Here is a 22,522-nt window from a genome sequence, read left to right as displayed (position 1 = left end):
ATCACGACGATGCCGGTGAGTGGGTCAGACCGCCTGACCCACTCACCGGCATCGATAGCGCCGGAGGTTGCGGCTTACTTGCCGCCGTGACCGCTGCTGCTGCTGTGGCCGTCATGCCCACCGTGCCCGCTGCCGGACTTGCCGGTCGCGGACTTGGCGCTGCCCGACTTATCGGAACCCGACGTGGCACCGCTCGACTTGTCCGAACCCGACGCCGTACCGCTCGACTTATCGGAACCCGAAGAGGTCCCGCTCGACTTGTCCGAACCCGACGCCGTACCGCTCGACTTGTCCGAACCCGACGCCGCACTGCCCGACTTATCCGAACCCGACGCCGTACCGCTCGACTTGTCCGAACCCGACGCCGCACCGCTCGCCTTATCCGAACCCGAAGAGGTACCACTCGACTTGGTGGCGTCACCCGTTGCGGTGTCCGGCGTGGTGCCGGACTGCTCGGTGGTCGACTTGGTCGCGGTGGTGGACTTGGTCGAAGTGGTGGATGTGTTGGATGCGATGGATGTGTTGGTCGCGGAAGTCGGGGTGATAGTCACCCCGGAGTCCGTGGTGCTCGGGATCGCCGCCGCCGAGCTCTTCGCCGCGGACAGCGCTTTAGTGGTCGCATATGGGCTGGTCTTGGGTAGCCACGCGGCAATGGCGTTCCGGACGTTCAGCAAGAAGCCGGGAATCCCGACGTTGGGGTTGGGGCTCAGCAGCGCGTTCGAGACCGCGGTTCCGATCTCGGCCAGACCGTTGACCACACCGTTGTAGATCTTGCCGAGGTTGAGCGATGCCACCCCGTTGGCCATCTTTTGCAGGCCGTCGCCCACGGAGTAGGCCAGGCCGGCCAGCACCCCGACTCCGCCGAGAATAGCGGTGGACACGATCGAGGGTGCACCGTTCTCGAGAAAGTTCGCCATTGTCGAGAACGGCGCCGCCAGGGCGTTGAGCCCGCCCGCCTGCAGGATTTTCGCCACGGTGGTGAACGGTCCCGCAGCGAGGCTCAACTGAGTGTTCAACAGGTTGGCGTTACTGCCGTTAGGGCCCAGCAGCGGATCCATTAGCAGCGCGACAATCACGCTCTGCAGCGCATCACCGAGGTCACCCTGCCGGATCGACTGGACCGCCGAGCTGAGGTCCGCTGGAGTGGTGGTGAGCAGCGCACTCACCACGCCTGCACCCAGCCCGCCCAGGGTGTTGAGCAGCTGAACAGTGGAGACCAACGCACCCGGGACCGCCTGGACCGCACTGGAACCGAGCACGCCGAGGGCCGCCCCGGTATGGGAGACGGCCCCACTCACCACGGTGCCCAGGCCGCCGGTGAGCGCGGTATGCAGGTTGGCATTGAGAAAGCCGAGGGTGTCCCGGGCCGTGTACGCCGTGCCGGTCAACACTCCGCCAAGTATTGGTGCGGGGTTGGCCAGGATAGTGCTCCCGAGCTGGTCGACGTTCTGGATGGTCGTCTGCAGCACCTCACCCAGGGCGGCGAACGGGTTGACCAGATCCCGGAGCGCCACCTCGACGGCCATCGTCGGCGCGGCGGACAGCGCCGACAGATGAACCGAGGGCTGCGGTGCTACCGCAGACACCGTGATGACACTGGCGCCCACCAAGGCCACACTCGCCTTGGCATACGGTTTCATCGTTAACTGCATCAATTGACCTCTCGGTAATGTCGCTATCCCAGTTCTCCGGGCGTCGCAGAATCTACCCGTGAGTAATATCCGGGTCAACGAAACCGAGAATATATTCCAGCGACTGCCGCTATTGGGTCAGGTGTCCCACAGGATTGAAACTTTGCTGGTAATGACCGATTTTTAGGTCATCTATATAGGTAGTCGATGTCTTCCAGCAAACAAATTCCGACCGTCGCCAAGGTGCGCCGTCCGATGACTAAAACCGGCGGTATCGGTATCGCGAATTCACTCCGAACAGGCGTTAACGTGATCCAAGACACATCTCGTTCGATTTGCTGGCGGTGCCAAGGCCTAGCCCTGAGAGCTACCGGTTCCGGTCGGTCGACACGCTGGCCCGGGCCAGGTAGCCCACTTTCGCCGCTATGCATTCCAGCGGTGCAGTCCGCGCACGGCGCGACCGGTGCGGTCGGCGTTTCAATCTCCAACAACTGGCCAAGCCGGAGACGCGCCGCGCCGATGGCCAAACCGCACGCACCGAACGGGGTCGCTCATCTAACATTGCGATGCTAATTGACACGACCGTAAGGACGGGCGGCTCTTTCGTGCAGATTTTCGTCAGCTGGTCAGGCAAGCCCGCGCAGGTACTCGCCGACTTCCTCCAGACTTGGCTTCGGCAAGTCATCCAAGAGCTCGATCCGTTCATGTCGACCAACAGCATTGAAAAGGGCGCTCGCTGGAGCCCCGAAATTTCAAAGCGTCTCGAAGAAACCGGCGAAGCCATAGTCTGCGTCACCAGCGAGAACCAAGATGCTCCGTGGCTCAATTTCGAAGCTGGTGCTCTCGCCAAAGCAACTGATTCGCGGGTACGCCCGCTTTTGATTGACCTCACACCGAGCGACGTGACTGGCCCGCTTTCCGAGTTCCAGCTCACTTCAGCATCAGACAAAGACGACGTTCGACGCCTGTTAAACAGCATCAACGAACGTTGTACGCGCAGCCTTCCCGGCCCAATTCTCGATTCGACCTTCAACCGAGAATGGCCGGCACTGGAGGAAAAGATCTCTGAGGTCGTCGCCATGATCGGTGGTCAACCCGGGAAGACTCGCAGAAGACGAGAGGACGTCGACCTTATGGCCGAGATTCTCGAGCGGGTGCGGGTGGTGGAGCGCACGACTCAACAGCAGGCATACCTATCGGAGCGTGTCTTCGACGCGATGATGGACCGTCCAACTCAGGCTCGCCTGCAAAGGATTACTCGCTCAGCCTCAGTTCCCCCGCCGGACAACGGCCTTGACTTTGAAAAACGTATCTACGAGCTGGGCGATAATGCACCAAACGAGGCGTATCGCGACATCCTAAGAATCCTCGTCGCGGCGAAAGGGCGGACCATCGAAGCAGTGTTCTCGAGTGGTAGGGCGGTTAAAGGCAAACTCGTTGGCTTGAGTGGGGAGATGCCCGACGCCACTATCGAAATCAAGACCGACTCCAAGAGTCATAAGAACGAGCGAGCAGAAGTAATCTCCATCAGAAGACTGTCCGTCGATCCGCCCGCCAGTGATGACGAACCACCTTTCTAATTGGTCTGCCGCCCAAACAAACTGATGACGTTGTTCGGTAGCGCGGCTTGCTTCACCGGGGCGGACGGCTCGGGAAGGGTGTTCATTGCGCCGCCATCCTGTTCTGGGATGTAGTCGCCGTAGGTGTCGATGGTCAGGGTAAAAGTGCTGTGCCCCAACCACTTTGACACCTGCACGAAGTGCTACCCGACGAGAGCTGTAGGACCGCGAACGTATGCCGGAGTTCGTGGAGCCGTACCCCGCGTACAGCAGGCGCATCGGCGATCACGGGTCGGCTCGCAGGTAAGCCGACCGCCTCCAGGACCGGGCGGAAGATCGTGTCGTAGAACGCTCCCATGGCCAATGGCTGCGACCAGTCGAGCGGCACCGCGTACCGCTCCTCCTTCGCTCGGTAACCGCCGCCATTCTTGCGGCTCGGCCAGAGTGGGGCGCTCGGTTCTGCCGCACGGGGGGTGCGTTTCAGCCAGGTAGTCCGCCAACCGCTCCGCGAGCCAGGGCGGGAGCGGCACGGTGCGCCGGGACCGCTTGCTCTTGAGTGTGCCGCTAACCCACTGCCCACCCTTTGCGTTTCTTGGTGCGGGCGACTTTCACCGAACACTTCGGCCCCGGCGCAAACACAAAGGTCACCGACCTCCATGCCGGTTACTTCGCCCGCCCTCAGACCGCTGTAGGCCATGAACTCGACGATGAGCGCGTACACCGGGTACTTGGGCAGCCCCGGCACATCGCCCGCTATCGCAGCAGACTGAATCGCCCCGGCATGTCCGGAGTCTCCGGATGTGCCGGGGCGATTCACTATGTGCTGAAGAAGAGTAGAAGCGGAGACATCCCATACGCGGTGATCCAAGGCACGCGGCACTACAGCTCGCAGGCCTTATTCGACTACATCATGGGGCACAACAAGGCTGGTGAGAAGCCCGCCAACAAGCCTTCTAACGATCCGTGGGCCGTGTGATGACCTACAACAACATTGACCCAAAGTACGCCGCAGAGCTTCGCCGCAAGTTCCAGATGGACGCCCCGCCACAAGCGAATAACGCGGTCGCGGATCGGGTGCTGGCGGCTGAACGTCTGTATGGCGGTCTGTTCACTCGCGACACCGGTGAGCTGTTCGACCCTGTACGTAGTCCGCAGATGAACGAGGTTGACCAGGCCGCATTGCGAGAACTCCATGCGCGGATGGGTGAGCCCGCCGAGACCGGCGACGGGCATGCGGTGTTTTGGTCTCGATGACACACCATTAGAGCGTGTGCGGTTCGACCACCACGAAGGGCCGGGTGACGAGTTCACGCCGCTGAGCGTCGATGACCCCGCCGTGTATGTGTGGTTCGTGGATAGCAGCCTGGGTCACGTCATCCGCGGACCAAAGCCTGTCGACGCATTCGACCGGGCGACGGTCGGGGCCGGCCAACCGATACGTGGCGTCGACTACTACGCGGACATGCTCCGGTTAATGATCGAGCTGCGCGAGGTGTCCACGGTCTGGCCCCGCGAATGCAACATCAAGGTCAGCCGGAGTTGTGACGGCCCGACCCAACTGTTGCCCGACCGCGCCGGGTGCGTGCTGGTCTTCGAGTGCTGCGAGGCGTGCCTGGCCTACGCGCGGGCGGGTCTGCCGTTCCCGTAACGTCGCGTTCCCGGGCCCTCGTCGGGCCGGGAACAGGATGATCGAAGCTAGCCGCCGCCGTGGCCCGGTGGGAGCATCCCCTGAGACGCCTCAAGTGCCTTAGTCATAGCCGTGCCCAGTTGAAGGGTGCCCGTAACGACTTCCTTCTGAGAGAACAGACTTAGTAGCTTCTTGTACCAAGGCTTGAGCTCAGGATCTGTACTCGTGTCGTCTGCAGTCCTGATTGCGTCGCGGAGCAACGTCGTCGCACGCGCTAGTTCAAAATCGCCACGAATGTGGTAGTCGTGCAACACATATCGGACATGATTGATCAGGGTCAGTAGATAGACCGTCAGGTTCTTGTTGACCGTCTTTTCCTTGGAGATCAACTCCATGAGTTCGGTCAGACCACCCGAGAGAGCGGCTACGTCGTCGTCGTCATACTTCGGAACGAGAGAGTCCACCAGTGGGCCGAGAGTTTTGAGAAACCGCATCGACGTCTCGTCGAACGGCTGGGCCTGGTTCCAGCCATTCGGGTAGGACAGCACCATCGCGGTCCAATTCGGCAGTTCGCGGCGGTATTCGTCCACGTCGAACGCCGATGTTTGCTCCAGCGTGTCAAGCAGCTCACGGATCTGACCGATGTATCCCAGAGCGATCTCGTGCATCCGCAGCACATGATCGCGATTCGTCGCGAGACTGCGGTACCGATCCGGGATAGTGGTCGCGGACACGTTCGGGGGATTCCACCCCACGAGTGTGTTGAAGAGTAGGACGGCTGGGTTGGCCACGAATGAAGACTATGGCCGCGCGAAGCAATACCGAGCAACGACACGCCGAATCCACCTCCCCAATTCTTGACTGCAATCTGGTTAACTTGATACCCCTGTTGCGAAAGTGACCTTTGGGATCAAGGGGACATTGAGTTAGCTAGCGCCCGCCAAGCTCACCGGCAAACCGCCGGTATTTTTGTGGGCATCGAGCCCAGCTAGCTATCAAAAATAGCTCATAAGCAGGCCTTTCACAGTGCCCCCAGTCGGACTCGAACCGACACTGTGCGGATTTTAAGTCCGCTGCCTCTGCCAATTGGGCTATGGGGGCGAGCACTGCCGCGACAGCGCCGACATGACGTTAGCCTCTGCGGCCGAGATGCCACGCCGGAGGTCCGACGTGTGGGCCCGACCGGCCTTCCCGCCCGTCACACGTCGGCGCGACGAAGTAACAGCGAGCGCTCCGCGTCGTTGGCCGTCAGCGAGGCGGCGTGAGCAAAGGCAGCCGACGCCTCGCCGCCTCTCCCCAAGCGCGCCAACAGATCTCCGCGGACCGCGGACGGCAGCGGCGATCCGGGTAGCGGATCGGGGCCCAGCGCATCGAGCACAGCCAGCCCTGCTTCGGGTCCATGGGCACGTCCATGGGCCACCGCTCGGTTGACTTCGATGACCGGGCCGGGTGCGACCAAGGCAAGCACGTCGTACAGGTCCGCGATTCGCCGCCAGTCGGTATCCTCGGATCGACCTGCGCGGGCATGACAGGCCGCTATGCCGGCCTGCAGAAAGTAGGTGCCGACGGGCGCACCCGCCGCCGCGAGCGCCTCGGCGCGAGCCAGCACCGAAAGCCCTCGACGCCTCAGCAATTGATCCCACCGGGCCCGATCTTGATCGTCGAGCAACACCGGCGACCCGTCGCGATCAACCCGGGCGGGAATCCGCGAAGCCTGGATCTCGAGAAGTGCTTGCAGCCCAAGGACATCCGGGATGTCAGAGACCATCGCCGCTACCATGCGCGCCAAGCGAACCGCTTCAAAGCAGAGGTCCGGCCGCGTCCAGTCGCAACCCGAGGTCGCCACGTACCCTTCGTTGAAGGTCAGGTAGATAGCAGCGAGAACGTCGTCGACTCGTTCGAGGCGCTCGACTCCAACCGGCAACTCCATGTCGATACCGACGAGAGCCTTCTTGGCCCGGCTGATCCGTTGGCCCATCGTCGATTCCGGCACCAAGAAAGCGCGGGCGATCTCCGCCGTGCTCAACCCCGACACCAGTCGCAGCGTAAGCGCGGCGCGCGAAGCCGGAGTCAGCGCCGGATGGCAGGTCAGGAACATCAGGCGAAGCACGTCGTCTTCGATGAAGTCGACCTGCGCATCAAAATCGGGCATGTCGACCTCCTCAAAGCGGTGTCCCAGGGCCTCGGTCTTGGTCCGCAACGTCTCCGCACGACGGATGTGGTCGATGGCCCGGCGTTTGGCCGCGGTCATCAGCCACGCGGCGGGGTTCGTGGGAATCCCTCGTGCGGGCCATTCCTCAAGGGCGACAACGAGTGCGTCTTGCGCAGCATCCTCGGCAAGGTCGATGTCGTGGGTCATGCGGGCAAGTGCCGCCACCAGGCGTGCTGATTCGGCACGCCAAGCGGCGGTCACTGCCTCGGCGGTGGTCACCGGAAAATCAGGCACCCGCTTCGTGTTCGGGGCCGCCTTCGATCAGGTGCACCTCAACCCGACCTTCCCAGCCGGGCCAGAACTGCCGGTGGATCTCGGCCATCTGCCGAGCCCCCTCGAACGCCTCCGCATGGTTGCGGAACTCCAGGATGGCGTAACCGCCGATAATCTCCTTCGCCTCCGTGAACGGTCCGTCGGTGGTGCTCACCTGCCCGGCACGAACCTGGTAGCCGATCCGGTTCTCGCCCTGCCCCAAGCCGCCGCCATCGAGAAAGATGCCGTCAGCGGCATTCTTGGCGACGTGGGCGTCCATCGCTTCGATCAATTCCTGCGTGGGCGGACCCTGGCTGGGATCCATGATGACCAAACCCATGTAGCGCATTGCCGTGACCTTTCGTCGTTGTGTCAATCCTTCACACACACGTCGAACGGGTGGGGCCGATTTCGACATCGACTCAAGAAAAGATTCTCCAGGCCCAGATCAGGCGATGAGCAGGCCGCCACACAGCATCAGTTGAGGCCGGGGTACGCGGTATCTGATGCACCCGTCGGTCACCGCATCGTCGATCGCCCAGACGGCGTCGCTGTCGGTATGTACGCCGGAAATCCCAAGGTACCCAACAACAACACCGCTCTCCCGGCGAATGTCGGCCAGTTCGGCCATCAGGTCGTCGACAAGAGCTGCATAGTCGCGACCGTCGTAACGGGCGTCGAGCCCAGCCAGGCGCAGACTCGGACGCCCGCGCACTGCAGCAAAACCACATCCCGATTGCAGCCAGACATTCAGCGGGCCGCGCGCCCGAACCGACGACACCAGATCCGCCTGGTGTCGCGACGAAACGACCAGCCGCCCGACGCCGATACTTGCCGCCCAAAGTATTTGATTGTCGGTCAGATCGTCGCAGTGCACGCCGATGTTGGCCGGCTGCACGCCGGCGGCCAGCGCGGCGTCGAGCTCACTTCCACCGGCAGCGCTGACCGACTGCCGGTGGCGCACCACCCAACGCGCCAGCTCAGGAGCATCCAAAGATGCTGCGGAACAGACTATTTCGACGCCCGGCAGGTTGCGTGTCAAAGGCTGCGGACCCGCGGTCACCAACCGCGCCGGATGCCTCAGATGCCCGGGTATTGAAACGCCCGACAACAACGAACCCAGTGTCGCCGACAACATCTCAACCTCCCAGTGCAGTACCTATTTTTAGGTGTACCTGCGTTACCAGGGATCAAAGCCCGCGCTGCCGCAGTCTTGACGCCCCAAGCCGAAAAACTTGCGGGTTCTTGACGCCGCGCGACCACCTAATTGCGGGGGTGTAAAGACCCGTCACACCAGCCCCACCTGTCGAGCGACAGAAAACAGTTTGTGGTATTTGACCTGCGCAAATTCCTGTGAAGTCACTGCGTTTGGCGCTCAAAATCCCACCCGGATATGACCCACATCACGCCGGCTGCAAGGACTCCGTAAATGAAACCGCCGGGCCCGTATGGAAAGCGTCAAGATCACCGGCGGCCCCTTCCCACGAGCGTTTACTTCCGCACGTGGGTGTCGCCGAAACGCGGCCGAGAACCCGCCCGAAACGGAGCCAAAAGATGTCTGTCGCGATTTTCGTCGTGCTGACCATCGCACTGTTCGCGATGCTCGGCCTGATCCAGAAGGCGGTGGAACGGCTGTGAACCTCGCCAACATCGTCGGTCTGATCTTGTGTGTGGTGACCGCGCTGTTCCTCGTCGCTGCCCTGCTGTTCCCGGAGCGCTTCTAGTGAGCACCACCGCAGGAATCATCTTCCTGATCGCCCTGATGGTTGCCCTCGCCGCGGTCCACGTACCGCTCGGCGACTATATGTACCGCGTATTCAACTCCGAGAAACATTCGCGCGCCGAGCGTCTCATTTACAAGACTGTCGGCGCCGATCCGGAGTCGGAACAGAACTGGGGTGCCTACGCCCGCAGCGTGCTGGCCTTCTCCGCCGTCTCGGTACTGTTTCTGTTCACCCTCCAGCTGGTACAGGACAAACTGCCGCTGCACCTAAACAATCCGGCTACCCCGATGACAGCCGATCTGGCGTGGAACACTGCCGTCAGCTTCATCACCAACACCAACTGGCAGGCCTACTCCGGTGAGAGCACGATGGGCCACCTGGTGCAGATGGCCGGCCTGACGGTGCAGAACTTCGTCTCAGCTTCCGTCGGCATCGCGGTGGCGGTGGCTCTGGTTCGCGGGTTCGCTCGCCGCCATGCCAGCGAGCTGGGCAACTTCTGGGTCGACCTGGTGCGCTGCACCATCCGAATCCTGTTGCCGCTCGCGATGATTGCCGCGCTGATTCTGATCGCCGGTGGCGCCATCGAGAACTTCCACCTGCACGACCAGATTGCCAACACGCTGGCGGGTACACAACAGACCATCACCGGTGGTCCGGTCGCGAGCCAGGAAGCCATCAAGATGCTGGGTACCAACGGCGGCGGTTTCTACAACGCCAACTCGGCACACCCGTTCGAGAACCCGACGGCGTGGACCAACTGGGTCCAGGTATTCCTGCTGCTGGTGATCTCGTTCTCGCTGCCACGCACGTTTGGCCGGATGGTGGACAGCCGTAAGCAGGGCTACGCGATCGTGGCAGTCATGGCCACCCTGGCGTCAATCAGCGTGGGCTTCATGATGCTGTTCCAGATCCAGCACCACGGCACCGTTCCGTCCGCGATCGGCTCGGCGATGGAAGGCGTCGAGCAGCGCTTCGGTGTTGCCGATTCGGCGGTCTTCGCCGACGCCACCACGCTGACCTCCACCGGTGCAATCGATTCGGCACACGACTCGTACACCAGTCTTGGCGGCATGATGACGATGTTCAACATGCAGCTCGGCGAGGTCGCACCAGGTGGTACCGGATCGGGCCTGTACGGCATGCTGGTCCTCGCGGTCATCACGGTCTTCGTCGCCGGCCTGATGGTCGGCCGCACGCCCGAGTACCTGGGCAAGAAGATCAACCCGCGTGAAATCAAACTGGCCGCAAGCTATTTCCTGGTCACCCCGCTGATCGTGCTGACCGGAACCGCGGTGGCGATGGCGCTGCCCGGCGAGCGTGCCGCGATGGCGAACGTCGGCCCGCACGGCCTGTCCGAGGTGCTGTACGCCTTCACCTCAGCGGCCAACAACAACGGCTCGGCCTTCGCCGGTATCTCGGTCAATACCGTTTGGTACAACACGGCTTTGGGCCTGGCCATGCTGATCGGCCGCTTCCTGCCGATGATCCTGGTGCTGGCGTTGGCCGGTTCACTGGCCAAGCAGGGCGCCACTCCCCCGTCGCTGGGCACGTTGCCTACCCACCGGCCGCAATTCGTCGGCATGGTCGCCGGCGTGACGCTGATCCTGGTCGCCCTGACCTTCCTGCCGGCGCTGGCGCTCGGCCCCCTTGCTGAAGGAATTCACTGATATGTCAACGCAATCCGCAACCCTCGGGGTGGCCGACCCGGACCACCCCGCCACCTCCAACGAGGCCAACAAGGGCCGCGTACAGGGTGGCCTGCTCGACCCGAAGATTCTGTGGAAGGCCACGCCGGACGCCGTCCGCAAGCTCGACCCCCGAACGCTGTGGCGCAACCCGGTGATGTTCATCGTCGAGATCGGCGCCTTGTGGTCGACCGTCCTGGCGGTGCTGCACTCCAGCTGGTTCGCCTGGCTGATCGTGTTCTGGCTCTGGCTGACGGTCATTTTCGCCAACTTGGCCGAGGCGGTCGCCGAAGGCCGAGGTAAGGCCCAGGCCGACAGCCTGCGAAAGGCCAAGTCCGACGCCGTCGCCCGCAAATTGGTCGGCTGGGCGCCGGGCCGCGCCGGCACCGAGGAAGAGGTCGCCGCACCGCTGCTGCAGCAAGGCGACATCGTCGTAGTCGAGGCAGGGCAGGTCATCCCCGGTGACGGTGATGTGGTGGAAGGCATTGCGTCGGTTGACGAGTCGGCCATCACCGGTGAGTCCGCGCCGGTGATCCGGGAGTCCGGCGGTGACCGCAGCGCGGTCACCGGTGGCACCACGGTGCTCTCCGACCGGATCGTCGTGCAGATCACCCAGAAGCCGGGCGAGAGCTTCATCGACCGGATGATCGCCCTGGTCGAGGGCGCCAACCGGCAGAAGACCCCCAACGAGATCGCGCTGAACATCCTGCTGGCCGCACTGACCATCATCTTCGTGTTCGCGGTGGCGACCCTGCAGCCGCTGGCCATCTACTCGAAGGCCAACAACCCGGGTGTCCCGGACACCCAGGCGCTGGACGCTTTCGGCGTCACCGGCATCGTGATGGTCTCGCTGCTGGTCTGTCTGATCCCGACCACCATCGGCGCGCTGCTGTCTGCCATCGGCATCGCCGGCATGGACCGTCTGGTGCAGCGCAACGTGCTGGCCATGTCCGGTCGCGCCGTCGAAGCCGCCGGCGACGTCAACACCCTGCTGCTGGACAAGACCGGCACCATCACCCTGGGCAACCGTCAGGCGTCGAACTTCATCCCGGTGCCGGGCGTCAGTGACGACGAGCTCGCGGACGCCGCGCAGCTGTCCAGCCTGGCCGACGAAACCCCCGAAGGCCGCTCGATCGTGGTGTACGCCAAGACCACTCACGGCCTGCGCGCCCGCACGCCGGGCGAGCTGACCGGCGCCCACTGGGTCGAGTTCACCGCGATGACCCGGATGTCCGGCGTAGACCTGGAGGACGGGCAGCAGCTGCGCAAGGGCGCCGCCAGCTCGGTGGCCGACTGGATTCGCTCGGCCGGCGGCAAGGTGCCGCCGGAGCTGGGCCAGTCAGTCGACGGCATCTCCGCGGCCGGCGGCACCCCGCTGGTCGTCGGCCGGATCAAGAATGGCAACGCCGAAGTGCTCGGCGTCATCCACCTCAAGGACGTCGTCAAGCAGGGCATGCGGGAACGATTCGACGAGATGCGCAAGATGGGCATCCGCACCGTCATGATCACCGGCGACAACCCATTGACCGCCAAGGCAATTGCCGACGAGGCCGGGGTCGACGACTTCCTCGCCGAAGCCACACCCGAGGACAAGCTGGCCCTGATCAAGAAGGAGCAGGCCGGCGGCAAGCTGGTCGCGATGACCGGTGACGGCACCAACGACGCCCCCGCCCTGGCGCAGGCCGACGTGGGCGTGGCGATGAACACCGGCACCTCGGCGGCCAAGGAAGCCGGCAACATGGTCGACCTGGACTCGGACCCGACCAAGTTGATCGAGATCGTGGAGATCGGCAAGCAGTTGCTGATCACCCGCGGCGCATTGACCACGTTCTCCATCGCCAACGACATCGCGAAGTACTTCGCGATCATCCCGGCGATGTTCGTGGCGCTGTTCCCTGGCCTGGACATGCTGAACATCATGCGGCTGCACAGCCCGCAGTCGGCGATCCTGTCCGCGGTCATCTTCAACGCGCTGGTCATCGTCGCGCTGATCCCACTGTCGCTGCGCGGTGTGCGCTACACCCCCAGCAGCGCGTCAAAACTGTTGAGCCGCAACCTGTACGTCTATGGACTTGGCGGCATCGTCGCCCCGTTCATCGGCATCAAGCTCATCGACCTCATCATCCAGTTCGTCCCAGGGATGTCCTAACATGAACATTGGCAATCTGATTCGCCTGCACTGGGCAGCGCTGCGTGCACTGTTGGTGCTGACCGTCATCACCGGCCTGGCCTACCCGGCGGTGATCTGGGGTATCGCCCAGATCCCCGGTCTGAAAGACAAGGCCGAAGGCTCGATCCTCACCGCCAACGGCAAGATCGTCGGCAGCTCGCTGATCGGCCAGCTGTTCACCGACGCCAAAGGCAATGTGCTGCCGCAGTATTTCCAGAGTCGGCCGTCCAACGCGGGCACCAACGGGTACGACCCCACCGCCAGCGGCGCCGGCAACCTTGGCCCCGAGAGCATTGTCGACACCCCCGGCGACCCGGCTCAGATCAAGGCCGGTAAGTCGGCCAGTGACGCCGGCTTCAAGGCCAGCCTGCTGACCCAGGTGTGCACCCGTAGCTACGGGGTCGCCGACACCGAGGGGCTGGACCACGCGGTCGGAGCCCGTCCGTTCTGCACCTCCGACGGCGTCGGTGCGGTGCTGTCGGTGATCGGTCCCCGCGACCACACCGGCAACGTGCTCGCCCCCACCCAGGTGGTCAGCGTGAACCAGCCGTGCGAAACCACCAAGGCACCGTTCGCGGCGACCTACGAGGGCGTGCACGTCGAATGTGCCAAGTACGGCGAGGATTACACCGCCGGGCAGATCGTCGCGATCCGCGGCTCGGCACCCGCCGACCCACAGGTGCCGGCCGACGCCGTCACCGCCAGCGGCAGTGGCCTGGACCCGGACATCTCGGTCGATTACGCCGACCTGCAGGTGGCGCGCGTCGCCAAGGCCCGGCACATCAGCGCCGATCAGGTCCGGAGCCTGCTGGCCGACAACACCACCGGCCGCACCCTGGGCTTCATGGGTGAGCCGCGGGTCAACGTCCTGCAATTGAACCTCGCGTTGGACCAGAAGTATCCGGCGCGCAGCTGACCTACTGGATGATGGGAGACATGGGAACGCCGGGCACCGGAAAACGGGGCGAACTGCGCATCTACCTGGGCGCCGCGCCCGGCGTAGGCAAGACCTTCGCGATGCTCGGCGAGGCCCATCGCCGACTGGAACGAGGCACCGACGTGGTGGCGGCGGTCGTGGAAACCCACGGCCGCCGCAAAACCGCCGAGGCACTGGCCGGCATCGAAACGATCCCGCCACGATTCATCGACTACCGCGGCGGAACCTTCGCCGAACTGGACGTGCCGGCGGTGCTGGAACGCCACCCCGAGGTGGTGCTGGTCGATGAGCTGGCACATAGCAACACCCCCGGATCCGAGAACGCCAAGCGCTGGCAGGACGTCGAAGAACTACTGGCCGCCGGCATCACCGTCATCTCCACGGTCAACGTCCAACACCTAGAGAGCCTCAACGACGTCGTTGCCCAGATCACCGGCATCGAACAACAAGAGACCGTCCCGGATTCGGTGGTGCGCAGCGCATCCCAGATCGAGCTGGTCGATATCACCCCGGAGGCGTTGCGCCGCAGGCTTTCCCACGGCAACGTCTACGCACCTGAGCGCGTCGACGCGGCCCTGTCCAACTACTTCCGGCAGGGCAACCTCACCGCACTGCGCGAGCTGGCGCTGCTGTGGCTGGCCGACCAGGTCGACGCGGCGTTGGCCAAATACCGCGCCGAACACAAGATCTCGGATACCTGGGAGGCCCGCGAGCGGGTCGTGGTGGCGGTCACCGGCGGCCCGGAATCAGAAACCCTGGTCCGACGCGCGTCGCGCATCGCCTCCAAATCCAGCGCCGAGCTGATGGTGGTGCACGTGGTGCGCGGCGACGGCCTGTCCGGGGTGTCAGCCCCACAGATGGGCAAGGTGCGCGAGCTGACCACCAGCCTGGACGCCACGCTGCATACCGTCGTCGGCGATGACGTCTCCAGCGCCCTACTGGATTTCGCCCGCGAGATGAACGCCACCCAGCTGGTGCTGGGCACCTCGCGGCGCTCGCGCTGGGCCCGGGTCTTCGAAGAGGGTATCGGCGCGAAGACCGTCCAGCACTCCGGCAAGATCGACGTGCACATGGTCACCCATGAGCAGTCCAAACCAGGCTGGTCCTGGTCCACCGCCACCCGCGGACAACGCCACCTGGCCTCCTGGCTGGCCGCGATCATCGTGCCGTGCGCCATCACCGCCATCACTGCGCTGCTGCTGGACCCGTTCCTGCATGTGGGCGGCGAAAGCGCGGTGTACTTCATCGGCGTCCTGGTCGTCGCGTTGCTCGGCGGTGTGGCACCCGCGGCACTGTCGGCCGTGCTGTCCGGGCTCTTGCTCAACTACTTCTTCATCGACCCGCGATACAGCTTCACCATCGCCGACCCGGACAGCGCCCTGACCATCGTGGTGCTGCTGGCGGTGGCGGTGGCGGTGGCCGCGCTCGTCGACGGTGCCGCCAAGCGCTCCCGGGAGGCCAGGCACGCCTCGCAGGAGGCCGAGTTGCTCGCCCTGTTCGCCGGCAGCGTGCTGCGCGGCGCCGACCTCACCACACTGCTGGAACGCGTGCGGGAGACCTACTCCCAGCGCGCCGTCAGCCTGCTGCACGAAGGCGACGGCATTGTCGCCTGCATAGGCAAAGACCCCTGTGTGACAGTCGATTCCGCTGACACGGCCATCGAGGTCAGCGACGACGAGTACTGGCTCCTGATGGCCGGGCGCAAGACCGAGGCCCGGGATCGCCGGGTGCTCGGCGCCGTCGCGAGGCAAGCCGCGGGGCTGGTCCGCCAGCGCAAATTGACCGAAGAAGCCGGCCGCGCCGAGGCCATCGCCAAAGCCGACGAACTGCGGCGCCAACTACTGTCCGCGGTCAGCCACGACCTGCGCACCCCGCTGGCCGCCGCCAAGGCCGCGGTATCGAGCCTGCGCAGCGAGGACGTCGGCTTCTCCCCCGAGGACACCGCCGAGCTGCTGGCCACCGTCGAAGAATCGGTCGATCAGCTCACCGCACTGGTCGGCAACCTGTTGGACTCCTCGCGGCTGGCCGCCGGCGTGGTCAAGCCGGAACTGCGGCGGGTATACCTCGAAGAGGTCGTGCAGCGCGCACTACTCGGAATCAGCCGCGGCGCAACCGGTTACGAACACCGCTGGCCCGACCGGGTCAAGTGCGAGGTGGACGAAGCCGTGGCACTCGCCGACGCCGGCCTGCTCGAACGCGTGCTGGTGAACCTGATCGACAACGCGCTGCGGTACGCACCGAACAGCGTGGTTCGCGTCAACGCGGGCAACGTCGGCGACCGCGTGCTGATCACCATCGTCGACGAAGGCCCCGGCATCCCGCGCGGCACCGAGGAACAACTCTTCGCGCCGTTCCAACGGCTCGGCGACCACGACAACACCACCGGTGTGGGGCTTGGTCTTTCGGTGGCCCGCGGCTTCGTCGAAGCCATGGGCGGGACCATCTCGGCCACTGACACCCCCGGCGGTGGCCTGACCGTAGTGGTCGACCTCGCCGCACCCGCGAAGGAGCAGCCATGACCCGGGTTCTGGTCATCGACGACGAACCGCAGATCCTGCGGGCATTGCGGATCAACCTGTCGGTGCGCGGGTACGACGTGGCCGTCGCGGCCACCGGCGCCGAGGCGCTGAAGACGGCCGCCGAGCACAAACCTGACGTGGTGATCCTGGATCTGGGCCTACCCGACATGTCGGGCATCGACGTGCTGGCCGGACTGCGTGGCTGGCTGACCGCGCCGGTGATCGTGCTGTCGGCCCGCACCGACTCGATGGACAAGGTCGAGGCGCTCGATGCCGGCGCCGATGACTACGTGACCAAGCCATTCGGTATGGACGAGTTCCTGGCCCGGCTACGAGCCGCGGTACGGCGCGGCGCGGCGGCCTCCGAAACTGACGAGCCCGTCATCGAAACCTCCTCGTTCACTGTCGATTTGGCCGCCAAGAAGGTGACCCGCGGCGGCGACGAAGTGCACCTGACACCCACCGAGTGGGGCATGCTGGAAATGCTGGTCCGCAACCGCGGCAAGCTGGTGGGCCGCGAAGAGCTGCTCAAAGAGGTGTGGGGCCCGGCGTACGCCAAAGAGACCCACTACCTGCGGGTGTATCTGGCCCAGCTACGGCGCAAATTGGAAGCCGACCCGTCGCGGCCCAAGCATCTGCTGACCGAGACCGGCATGGGCTACCGCTTCCAGGAGTAGCGTCACTCCGCCCAACCGGACAAACGGGCCGCCGAGTGCGAGTAGAAGCAGCCAGAACGCGGATCTCGGCGAGACCCTGACCCAGAAGTTCTCCTGTTGTTCGTCTGACACCGGCTACCCACGGTGGAAGGCTGGACTTCGATGCCACCCGTGCGAAAGTCCCTGTGAGAAGGCTGGAAATGGTCGATAATTCGCGTGCTTACAACAGTGTCTGGCAACTACGGGGGGACTCCTGGTGCCGATTGGAAGAGGCAGCCGACCGGCTGACCCGGACCACCACCACCGGTGATCTCAAGGATCAGTACATCGGCATCTGCCGGGACTTGCTCGCCACCCTGACTCCGCTCGAGCCGTATTGGGCCTATCCGGGCTCACCACAGTTCGCCAAGGTGCAGCGCCTCTTCAATGCCGGGAGCTACGACAAGTTCGCCAAGGTGGTCGCCCGCATCAACCGGGCGCTGACCACCGAGTCCTACCGCACCGGTGACATCGACAACGCGGGCATGGACGACACCGACATGTTCCCCACCGACCCGCGCACGCTGGAACAGCAGCCGGCCAACCGGAAGGAACAGCTGTACTTCGAGGTGCTGATCGTCGAGAAGATGACCGAGTCGCAGGAACAGGCGTTGCGGGCAGAGGTGCGCAGCTGGCGCCGGCCCGACGACGAATTCGTCTACGAGCTGGTGGTCGTCGCCAGCGGTGACGAAGCGTTGATCGCTGCCCGCCTCAACGTCAACCTGCAGGCAGTGGTGATCCGGCGGCGGTTCAGCCACCAGTCCGAACGCGACCTATCTGCGCTGGCACAGTTCGTCGACACCAAAGTGTCCGCGGACTTGGAGGACCACAAGTCACCGGATGAGCGCGCCCAGATCCTCGCCAAGTCGCTGCAGGATCTACGGCCTGAACTCGACCTGTATCTGATGACCGAAATCGAGGTGGAGGATATCGCCGGCCGGCTGGGCCCGCATTTCCGGCGGGTCTTCCATGCCCGCGAGGGCGTGCTGGAGTTGCACCTGTCGATCCTGCACGGCGTCGCCGAGCGTTACCGCACACCGTTTTTCAGCGCACTCAAGCAGTACAGCCACCGTCCCACCGGGGTGTTTCACGCGCTGCCGATCAGCCAGGGCAAGTCAATTGTCAACTCGCACTGGATCAAAGACATGGTCAGCTTCTACGGGCTGGACGTGTTCATGGCCGAGACATCGGCCACCTGCGGCGGGCTGGACTCACTGCTCGAGCCGACCGGTCCCTTGCGTGAGGCCCAGCAGCTCGCAGCCGAGGCCTACGGATCGCGGCACACCTACTTCGTCACCAACGGCACCTCGACGGCCAACAAGATCATCACCCAGTCGCTCGTGGCACCCGGCGACATCGTGCTGTTGGACCGCAACTGCCACCAATCCCACCACTACGGGATGATGCTCGCCGGCGCCAACGTGATCTATCTGGAGGCCTACCCGCTCCCGGACTACACCATGTACGGCGCGGTGCCACTGCGCGAAATCAAGTCGAAGTTGTTGGCGCTCAGGGCCGCCGGCAAGCTCGACCGGGTCAAGATGATCTCGCTGACCAACTGCACATTCGACGGCATCGTGTACGACGTCGAGCGGGTGATGGAGGAATGCCTGGCCATCAAGCCGGACCTGGTGTTCCTCTGGGACGAGGCATGGTTCGCCTTCGCGCGGTTCCACCCGGTGTACCGGCACCGCACTGCGATGGCGACGGCCCGCCGGCTGCGCGAGAAGCTGGCCGACCCCGCGTACATCGCCGAGTACGAGAAGCAGCTGGCCGCCGACGCCGAAAAGCCGCCCACCGACGAGGAATTGCTGAACCGCCGCCTCACGCCGGACCCTGCGAAAGCTCGGGTACGGGTCTACGCGGCGCAGTCGACGCACAAGACATTGACGTCGCTGCGCCAGGGCTCGATGATCCACGTTTTCGACCAGGACTTCGAGCAGAAGGTGTCCGAGGCTTTCCACGAGGCGTACATGGCGCACACGTCGACCTCGCCCAACTACCAGATCCTGGCGTCGCTGGACCTGGGCCGGCGCCAGGTGGCACTTGAAGGTGTGGAGCTGGTGCAACGCCAGATCGAGAACGCCATGCAGTTGCGCGATGCCATCGACAACCACCCGCTGCTGAGCAAGTACGTGCGGTGCCTGCGCACCTCGGATCTGATCCCCGATGAGTACCGCGCCAGCCACATCGAGCAGCCGCTACGCTCCGGCCTGCGCAACATGATGACTGCTTGGGACAAAGACGAATTCGTGCTCGACCCGTCCCGCATCACGTTGTCGATCGGACGCACCGGCTACGACGGCGACACCTTCAAACGCGAACAGCTGATGGACCGCCACGGTGTGCAGATCAACAAGACATCGCGGAACACCGTGCTGTTCATGACCAATATCGGCACCACGCGCAGTTCGGTGGCGTTCCTGGTGGAGGTGCTGGTGAAGATCGCCGCCGAACTCGACGAAGCGGTGTCCGAAATGGGTCTGGGCGAGCGCGGCCGGTTCGAGCAGAAGGTGCGGAAGTTGACCACCAGTTCCGCTTCACTGCCGAACTTCAGCGGCTTTCACCCGGCATTCCGCGACGGAACGGACACCCCGGAAGGCGATGTGCGTCGGGCGTTCTACCTGTCGTACACCGATACCAATTGCGAATACCTTTCCACCGACGAGGTTTTCGAGAAATTGGACAACGGCATCGAGGTGGTGTCGGCGACATTTGTGACGCCGTATCCGCCGGGATTCCCGGTGCTGGTGCCCGGCCAGGTGTTCAGCCGCGAGATCCTGACCTTCCTGCGCGATCTGGACACTCCCGAAATCCATGGCTACAACCCGGATTTCGGTTACCGGGTGTACACCGAGAAGGCCATCGAAATGTCCCGACCGATCGCCGTGATGCCTCGGGCAGTGACGCCCGCGGCGCCGGTAGAGGCGGTGCCTGCGGTTGCTACGCCCGCCGCCACCAAGGCCAAGAAGACCAACAGCAACAAGCTGGCCGACGCCTGACGCCGGCTGGCTGGCGGTAACCCGTCGAGCGTGGTGTGCAGACACAACTCACGCCACGAGCTGTCAGCTTGTGCTGACATTGTCAACACAAGCTGACAGCTCCAGGGAACGCCGCACCACAGGCCGACCCACCGGTGTACGCGGTCAAGTCAGGTCCGGTACCGGTTCCCAACGTGCAGCGGTCGAACTATCGTGAAGTAGTCATATGTTGATCAACCGATGCCAGACGAGGGGTTCTGCAATGCGAGTTGAAAAGTCCAACAATCAGTCCACCTGTGGCTGTCAGTGCAACGCGTGCCGCGGAGGTCACCACTGCCACAACCGCCCCAACTGCAAGGTCTGACCACACCGGTCAAACTGACAGCGCGATGCCGTCCAGGATGTCGTGCTCGCTGACCACCAGTTCGTTGATGCCGGCGCGCTGCGACAACTCACGGGCCAATTCCTCGACGACGATCGAGCCGCCGCCGATCACATTCACCCGGCCCTCGTGCATGGGGCCGAGTTGGGCCCGTTCGACGCGCGGCATCGCGATCAACTCGTCACACACCCGCACGATGTCCGAAACTGCGTTGCGGGACAGGTGAATTCGTTCGGAGTCGTACGTCGGCAGACCAAGCGCCAGCGCAGCCAGCGTGGTGAATGTTCCCGCGACCCCAACCCAGGTATGGGCCTGTTCGACCGGCACCACGGCAAGCGCCTCGGCCAGTCGCTCGCGGACCACTGCGCGCGCCGCCTCCACCTCTGCGGCAGTGGGCGGGTCCGAGTGCAGGCAACGCTCAGTGAGGCGGACGCATCCGATGTCGGCAGAGAAGCTGGCCGTGACAGTGCCGTCGCTATCGCCGACCACCACCTCAGTCGATCCGCCGCCCAGGTCGACCACCACGAAAGGCCCTGCAGCAGGGTCTAATTCACCAACCGCGCCACGGAACGACAATCCCGCTTCCTCGGTCCCGCTGATCACCTCGGCCACCGCACCGGGCACCACAGCGCCCAGCACGCGCGCCGTCATGGCGAAGAACTCGTCGCGGTTTCCCGCGTCCCGCGCCGCCGACGTCGCCACCATGCGCACCTTCGACACGTCGTGCGCCCGCATCACGTCGACGTAGTCGGCCAACGCGGCCTCGGTGCGGGCCAGTGCGGCCGGCGCGAATTGCCCGGTGGCGTCGACGCCTTCCCCCAAGGTGACGATCCGCATCTCACGGTGCACATCGATCAAGCGACCATCGATGATGTCGGCGATCAGCAGACGAATCGAGTTGGTACCACAGTCAACCGCTGCAACGCGCGAGCTCACACCCATACTTTCGGATCAAGAATCCCGGCCATCGCCGGTTCCACGGCCAACAATGCCAACGCCTCGTCACCGAACGGGTTGACGCCCGGGCCTTTTGCCAATGAATGCGCCATCACCACGTGCAGACATTTCACCCGGTCGGGCATGCCGCCACCGGAAAAGGTGGTGCCCAGCGACTCGATGGCATCACGCTCGGCCAGGAACGACTCATGTGCCCGCCGATAGGCCTCCGTCAGCTCGGCAGAAGCCTGCAGACGTTCGGTCATGTCTCGCATCAACCCGGAGGACTCCAGCCGACTGGCGGCCGCGGTCAGCACCGGATGGGTCAGGTAGTACAGCGTGGGAAACGGTGTGCCGTCGGGCAACCGGGGCGCGGTCTTGACCACACCCGGCTCACCGTTCGGGCAGCGGTAAGCGATCTCAAGGACCCCGCGCGGCTCGCGGCCCAATTGGGCCGCAACGGCATCCAGATCTGCAGCATCAACCACCGGGCTGTCCTTGGGGTGCAGGGACGACCGAACCGTCGGTCGGCGTCGGGGCGTCAGTGGACGGCGCCTCGGTCGGCAGAGTTCCGTCCGGGCCGGCGGGCGGCGCCGCAGGAACGGGCGAAACACCGTGCGGCTCATCGGCAATGGTGTGCCACAGCGCCGTGTACCAGGGCTGGTTGCTGTGCGCGGTGGGCGGCGGCGCCGGAGGTGCACCTGGCGCCAGCGCACCGTCGGGCAGCTGAACCTGGTAAGGCGTATCGCCGGGCATGACGAAACCCAGTCGCTCGCGGGCCTGGGCGGCGATGTACGCCGGGTCGGCCAGCTTGCTCTTCTGTTGCTCCAAACTGGCTATCTGCGAACGCAATTGGGATTCGGCGGTGGCCAGCTGGCGTTGCTCGGTGCGCTGCGCGAAGTAGGTACGCACCGGCCCGGCGATGGTCAGCGTCAACACGCACACCACCACCGCCAGGATGGCGGCCCGTCGTGCCGTCGAACCCAGCCGTTGCTCGTGCTGGTGCTCGACGGACTCGACGATCGCCTGGCGGATCGGCTCGGTGACCGGTGCCGGCAGATTCTCCGGGGTGCGGCGGGTCTCAGTGGCACGTGCCCTGGAATTCGCCGTCGCCGACCCGTTGGTGCGCGCCGGCCGCCCCCGCTTGGACTCACCGGGTTTGGTGGGTCGGGAGGCGGGGGCTCGCCGCTTCGGGTCTGGCATGACGCGAAT

At 64.4% G+C, this 22,522-nt stretch carries 21 protein-coding genes and 1 tRNA gene; 12 read left to right on the top strand and 10 right to left on the bottom strand.

All coding sequences use genetic code 11. The features are described 5' to 3' along the window. Nucleotides 1–74: 74 nt before the first annotated feature. Complete coding sequence (locus tag ABIA30_RS12575) at nucleotides 75–1,640, bottom strand: hypothetical protein (protein WP_370065704.1); 1,566 nt, start codon at nucleotides 1,638–1,640, stop codon at nucleotides 75–77. A gap of 416 nt (nucleotides 1,641–2,056) precedes the next feature. Here ABIA30_RS12575 and ABIA30_RS12570 point away from each other — a divergent pair, with 416 nt between their 5' ends. Next, the gene (locus ABIA30_RS12570) at nucleotides 2,057–3,211 is read left to right on the top strand and encodes a TIR domain-containing protein (RefSeq protein WP_370065702.1); all 1,155 of its coding nucleotides are present in this window, start codon (nucleotides 2,057–2,059) and stop codon (nucleotides 3,209–3,211) included. Here ABIA30_RS12570 and ABIA30_RS12565 read toward each other — a convergent pair. Then, a complete protein-coding gene (locus ABIA30_RS12565; protein WP_370065700.1) occupies nucleotides 3,208–3,387 on the bottom strand; it encodes a hypothetical protein in 180 nt (59 codons plus the stop codon). The two genes, ABIA30_RS12570 and ABIA30_RS12565, sit on opposite strands and share 4 nt — an antisense overlap. A gap of 398 nt (nucleotides 3,388–3,785) precedes the next feature. Between ABIA30_RS12565 and ABIA30_RS12560 the strand changes: the two genes are divergently transcribed. The 3 genes from ABIA30_RS12560 to ABIA30_RS12550 are packed head-to-tail and all read left to right on the top strand — an operon-like array spanning nucleotide 3,786 to nucleotide 4,838. Then, nucleotides 3,786–4,166 carry a hypothetical protein gene (locus ABIA30_RS12560; protein WP_370065698.1) on the top strand — a complete coding sequence of 127 codons (381 nt, stop codon included), beginning with the start codon at nucleotides 3,786–3,788 and terminating at the stop codon, nucleotides 4,164–4,166. Continuing rightward, entirely contained in the window at nucleotides 4,166–4,444 is a 279-nt protein-coding gene (locus ABIA30_RS12555; RefSeq protein ID WP_370065696.1) for a hypothetical protein, read from the top strand. The genes ABIA30_RS12560 and ABIA30_RS12555 overlap by 1 nt, the downstream gene beginning before the upstream one ends. Nucleotides 4,445–4,460: 16 nt before the next feature. Next, nucleotides 4,461–4,838 (top strand): hypothetical protein, encoded by a 378-nt coding sequence (locus ABIA30_RS12550; RefSeq protein WP_370065694.1) that lies wholly within the window; start codon nucleotides 4,461–4,463, stop codon nucleotides 4,836–4,838. Nucleotides 4,839–4,885: 47 nt separating this feature from the next. On the opposite strand, the gene ABIA30_RS12545 is transcribed toward ABIA30_RS12550, so the two are convergent. The 5 genes from ABIA30_RS12545 to ABIA30_RS12525 form a co-directional block, all read right to left on the bottom strand. Next, nucleotides 4,886–5,608 (bottom strand): hypothetical protein, encoded by a 723-nt coding sequence (locus ABIA30_RS12545; protein ID WP_370065692.1) that lies wholly within the window; start codon nucleotides 5,606–5,608, stop codon nucleotides 4,886–4,888. 236 nt (nucleotides 5,609–5,844) lie between these two features. Further along, a tRNA-Leu gene (locus ABIA30_RS12540) sits at nucleotides 5,845–5,918 on the bottom strand. A gap of 97 nt (nucleotides 5,919–6,015) precedes the next feature. Then, complete coding sequence (locus ABIA30_RS12535) at nucleotides 6,016–7,263, bottom strand: RNA polymerase sigma factor (protein ID WP_370065690.1); 1,248 nt, start codon at nucleotides 7,261–7,263, stop codon at nucleotides 6,016–6,018. Beyond that, a complete protein-coding gene (locus ABIA30_RS12530) occupies nucleotides 7,256–7,630 on the bottom strand; it encodes a YciI family protein (RefSeq protein WP_370065688.1) in 375 nt (124 codons plus the stop codon). The genes ABIA30_RS12535 and ABIA30_RS12530 overlap by 8 nt, the downstream gene beginning before the upstream one ends. A 99-nt stretch (nucleotides 7,631–7,729) precedes the next feature. Next, nucleotides 7,730–8,275, bottom strand: a complete 546-nt coding sequence (locus ABIA30_RS12525) for a hypothetical protein (protein WP_370065686.1) — start codon at nucleotides 8,273–8,275, stop codon at nucleotides 7,730–7,732. A gap of 509 nt (nucleotides 8,276–8,784) precedes the next feature. Here ABIA30_RS12525 and ABIA30_RS12520 point away from each other — a divergent pair. The 8 genes from ABIA30_RS12520 (at nucleotide 8,785) to ABIA30_RS12485 (ending at nucleotide 20,013) form a co-directional block, all read left to right on the top strand. Then, nucleotides 8,785–8,919 (top strand): hypothetical protein, encoded by a 135-nt coding sequence (locus ABIA30_RS12520; RefSeq protein ID WP_370065684.1) that lies wholly within the window; start codon nucleotides 8,785–8,787, stop codon nucleotides 8,917–8,919. Next, nucleotides 8,916–9,005 carry a potassium-transporting ATPase subunit F gene (locus ABIA30_RS12515; RefSeq protein WP_370065682.1) on the top strand — a complete coding sequence of 30 codons (90 nt, stop codon included), beginning with the start codon at nucleotides 8,916–8,918 and terminating at the stop codon, nucleotides 9,003–9,005. Before ABIA30_RS12520 ends, ABIA30_RS12515 begins: the two co-directional genes overlap by 4 nt. Continuing rightward, nucleotides 9,005–10,672 (top strand): potassium-transporting ATPase subunit KdpA, encoded by a 1,668-nt coding sequence (gene kdpA / locus ABIA30_RS12510; protein WP_370065680.1) that lies wholly within the window; start codon nucleotides 9,005–9,007, stop codon nucleotides 10,670–10,672. The genes ABIA30_RS12515 and kdpA overlap by 1 nt, the downstream gene beginning before the upstream one ends. Before the next feature lies 1 nt (nucleotide 10,673). Continuing rightward, nucleotides 10,674–12,839 (top strand): potassium-transporting ATPase subunit KdpB, encoded by a 2,166-nt coding sequence (gene kdpB, locus ABIA30_RS12505; protein ID WP_370065678.1) that lies wholly within the window; start codon nucleotides 10,674–10,676, stop codon nucleotides 12,837–12,839. 1 nt (nucleotide 12,840) lies between these two features. Next, nucleotides 12,841–13,776, top strand: coding sequence for a potassium-transporting ATPase subunit C (locus tag ABIA30_RS12500; RefSeq protein ID WP_370065676.1), 936 nt, complete (start codon nucleotides 12,841–12,843; stop codon nucleotides 13,774–13,776). 11 nt (nucleotides 13,777–13,787) lie between these two features. After that, nucleotides 13,788–16,316 carry a DUF4118 domain-containing protein gene (locus tag ABIA30_RS12495; RefSeq protein ID WP_370065674.1) on the top strand — a complete coding sequence of 843 codons (2,529 nt, stop codon included), beginning with the start codon at nucleotides 13,788–13,790 and terminating at the stop codon, nucleotides 16,314–16,316. Beyond that, nucleotides 16,313–16,993, top strand: a complete 681-nt coding sequence (locus ABIA30_RS12490) for a response regulator (protein WP_370065672.1) — start codon at nucleotides 16,313–16,315, stop codon at nucleotides 16,991–16,993. Before ABIA30_RS12495 ends, ABIA30_RS12490 begins: the two co-directional genes overlap by 4 nt. A gap of 179 nt (nucleotides 16,994–17,172) precedes the next feature. Continuing rightward, complete coding sequence (locus tag ABIA30_RS12485) at nucleotides 17,173–20,013, top strand: aminotransferase class I/II-fold pyridoxal phosphate-dependent enzyme (protein WP_370065670.1); 2,841 nt, start codon at nucleotides 17,173–17,175, stop codon at nucleotides 20,011–20,013. A 352-nt stretch (nucleotides 20,014–20,365) separates the two neighbouring features. On the opposite strand, the gene ABIA30_RS12480 is transcribed toward ABIA30_RS12485, so the two are convergent. Genes ABIA30_RS12480 through ABIA30_RS12470 form a run of 3 tightly spaced genes read right to left on the bottom strand, consistent with a single transcriptional unit; the run spans nucleotide 20,366 to nucleotide 22,513 of the window. Next, nucleotides 20,366–21,316, bottom strand: coding sequence for an exopolyphosphatase (locus tag ABIA30_RS12480; RefSeq protein WP_370065668.1), 951 nt, complete (start codon nucleotides 21,314–21,316; stop codon nucleotides 20,366–20,368). Next, nucleotides 21,307–21,798, bottom strand: a complete 492-nt coding sequence (locus tag ABIA30_RS12475; RefSeq protein ID WP_370065666.1) for a DUF501 domain-containing protein — start codon at nucleotides 21,796–21,798, stop codon at nucleotides 21,307–21,309. The genes ABIA30_RS12480 and ABIA30_RS12475 overlap by 10 nt, the downstream gene beginning before the upstream one ends. Further along, entirely contained in the window at nucleotides 21,791–22,513 is a 723-nt protein-coding gene (locus ABIA30_RS12470) for a septum formation initiator family protein (protein WP_370065664.1), read from the bottom strand. The genes ABIA30_RS12475 and ABIA30_RS12470 overlap by 8 nt, the downstream gene beginning before the upstream one ends. Nucleotides 22,514–22,522 lie beyond the last annotated feature (9 nt).

It is taken from the genome of Mycobacterium sp. MAA66 (assembly GCF_041261665.1).
In the GTDB taxonomy this organism is placed as follows: domain Bacteria; phylum Actinomycetota; class Actinomycetes; order Mycobacteriales; family Mycobacteriaceae; genus Mycobacterium.
Note: the sequence above shows the minus strand (reverse complement) of the source record. Positions and strands in the feature narration are given on the sequence as shown.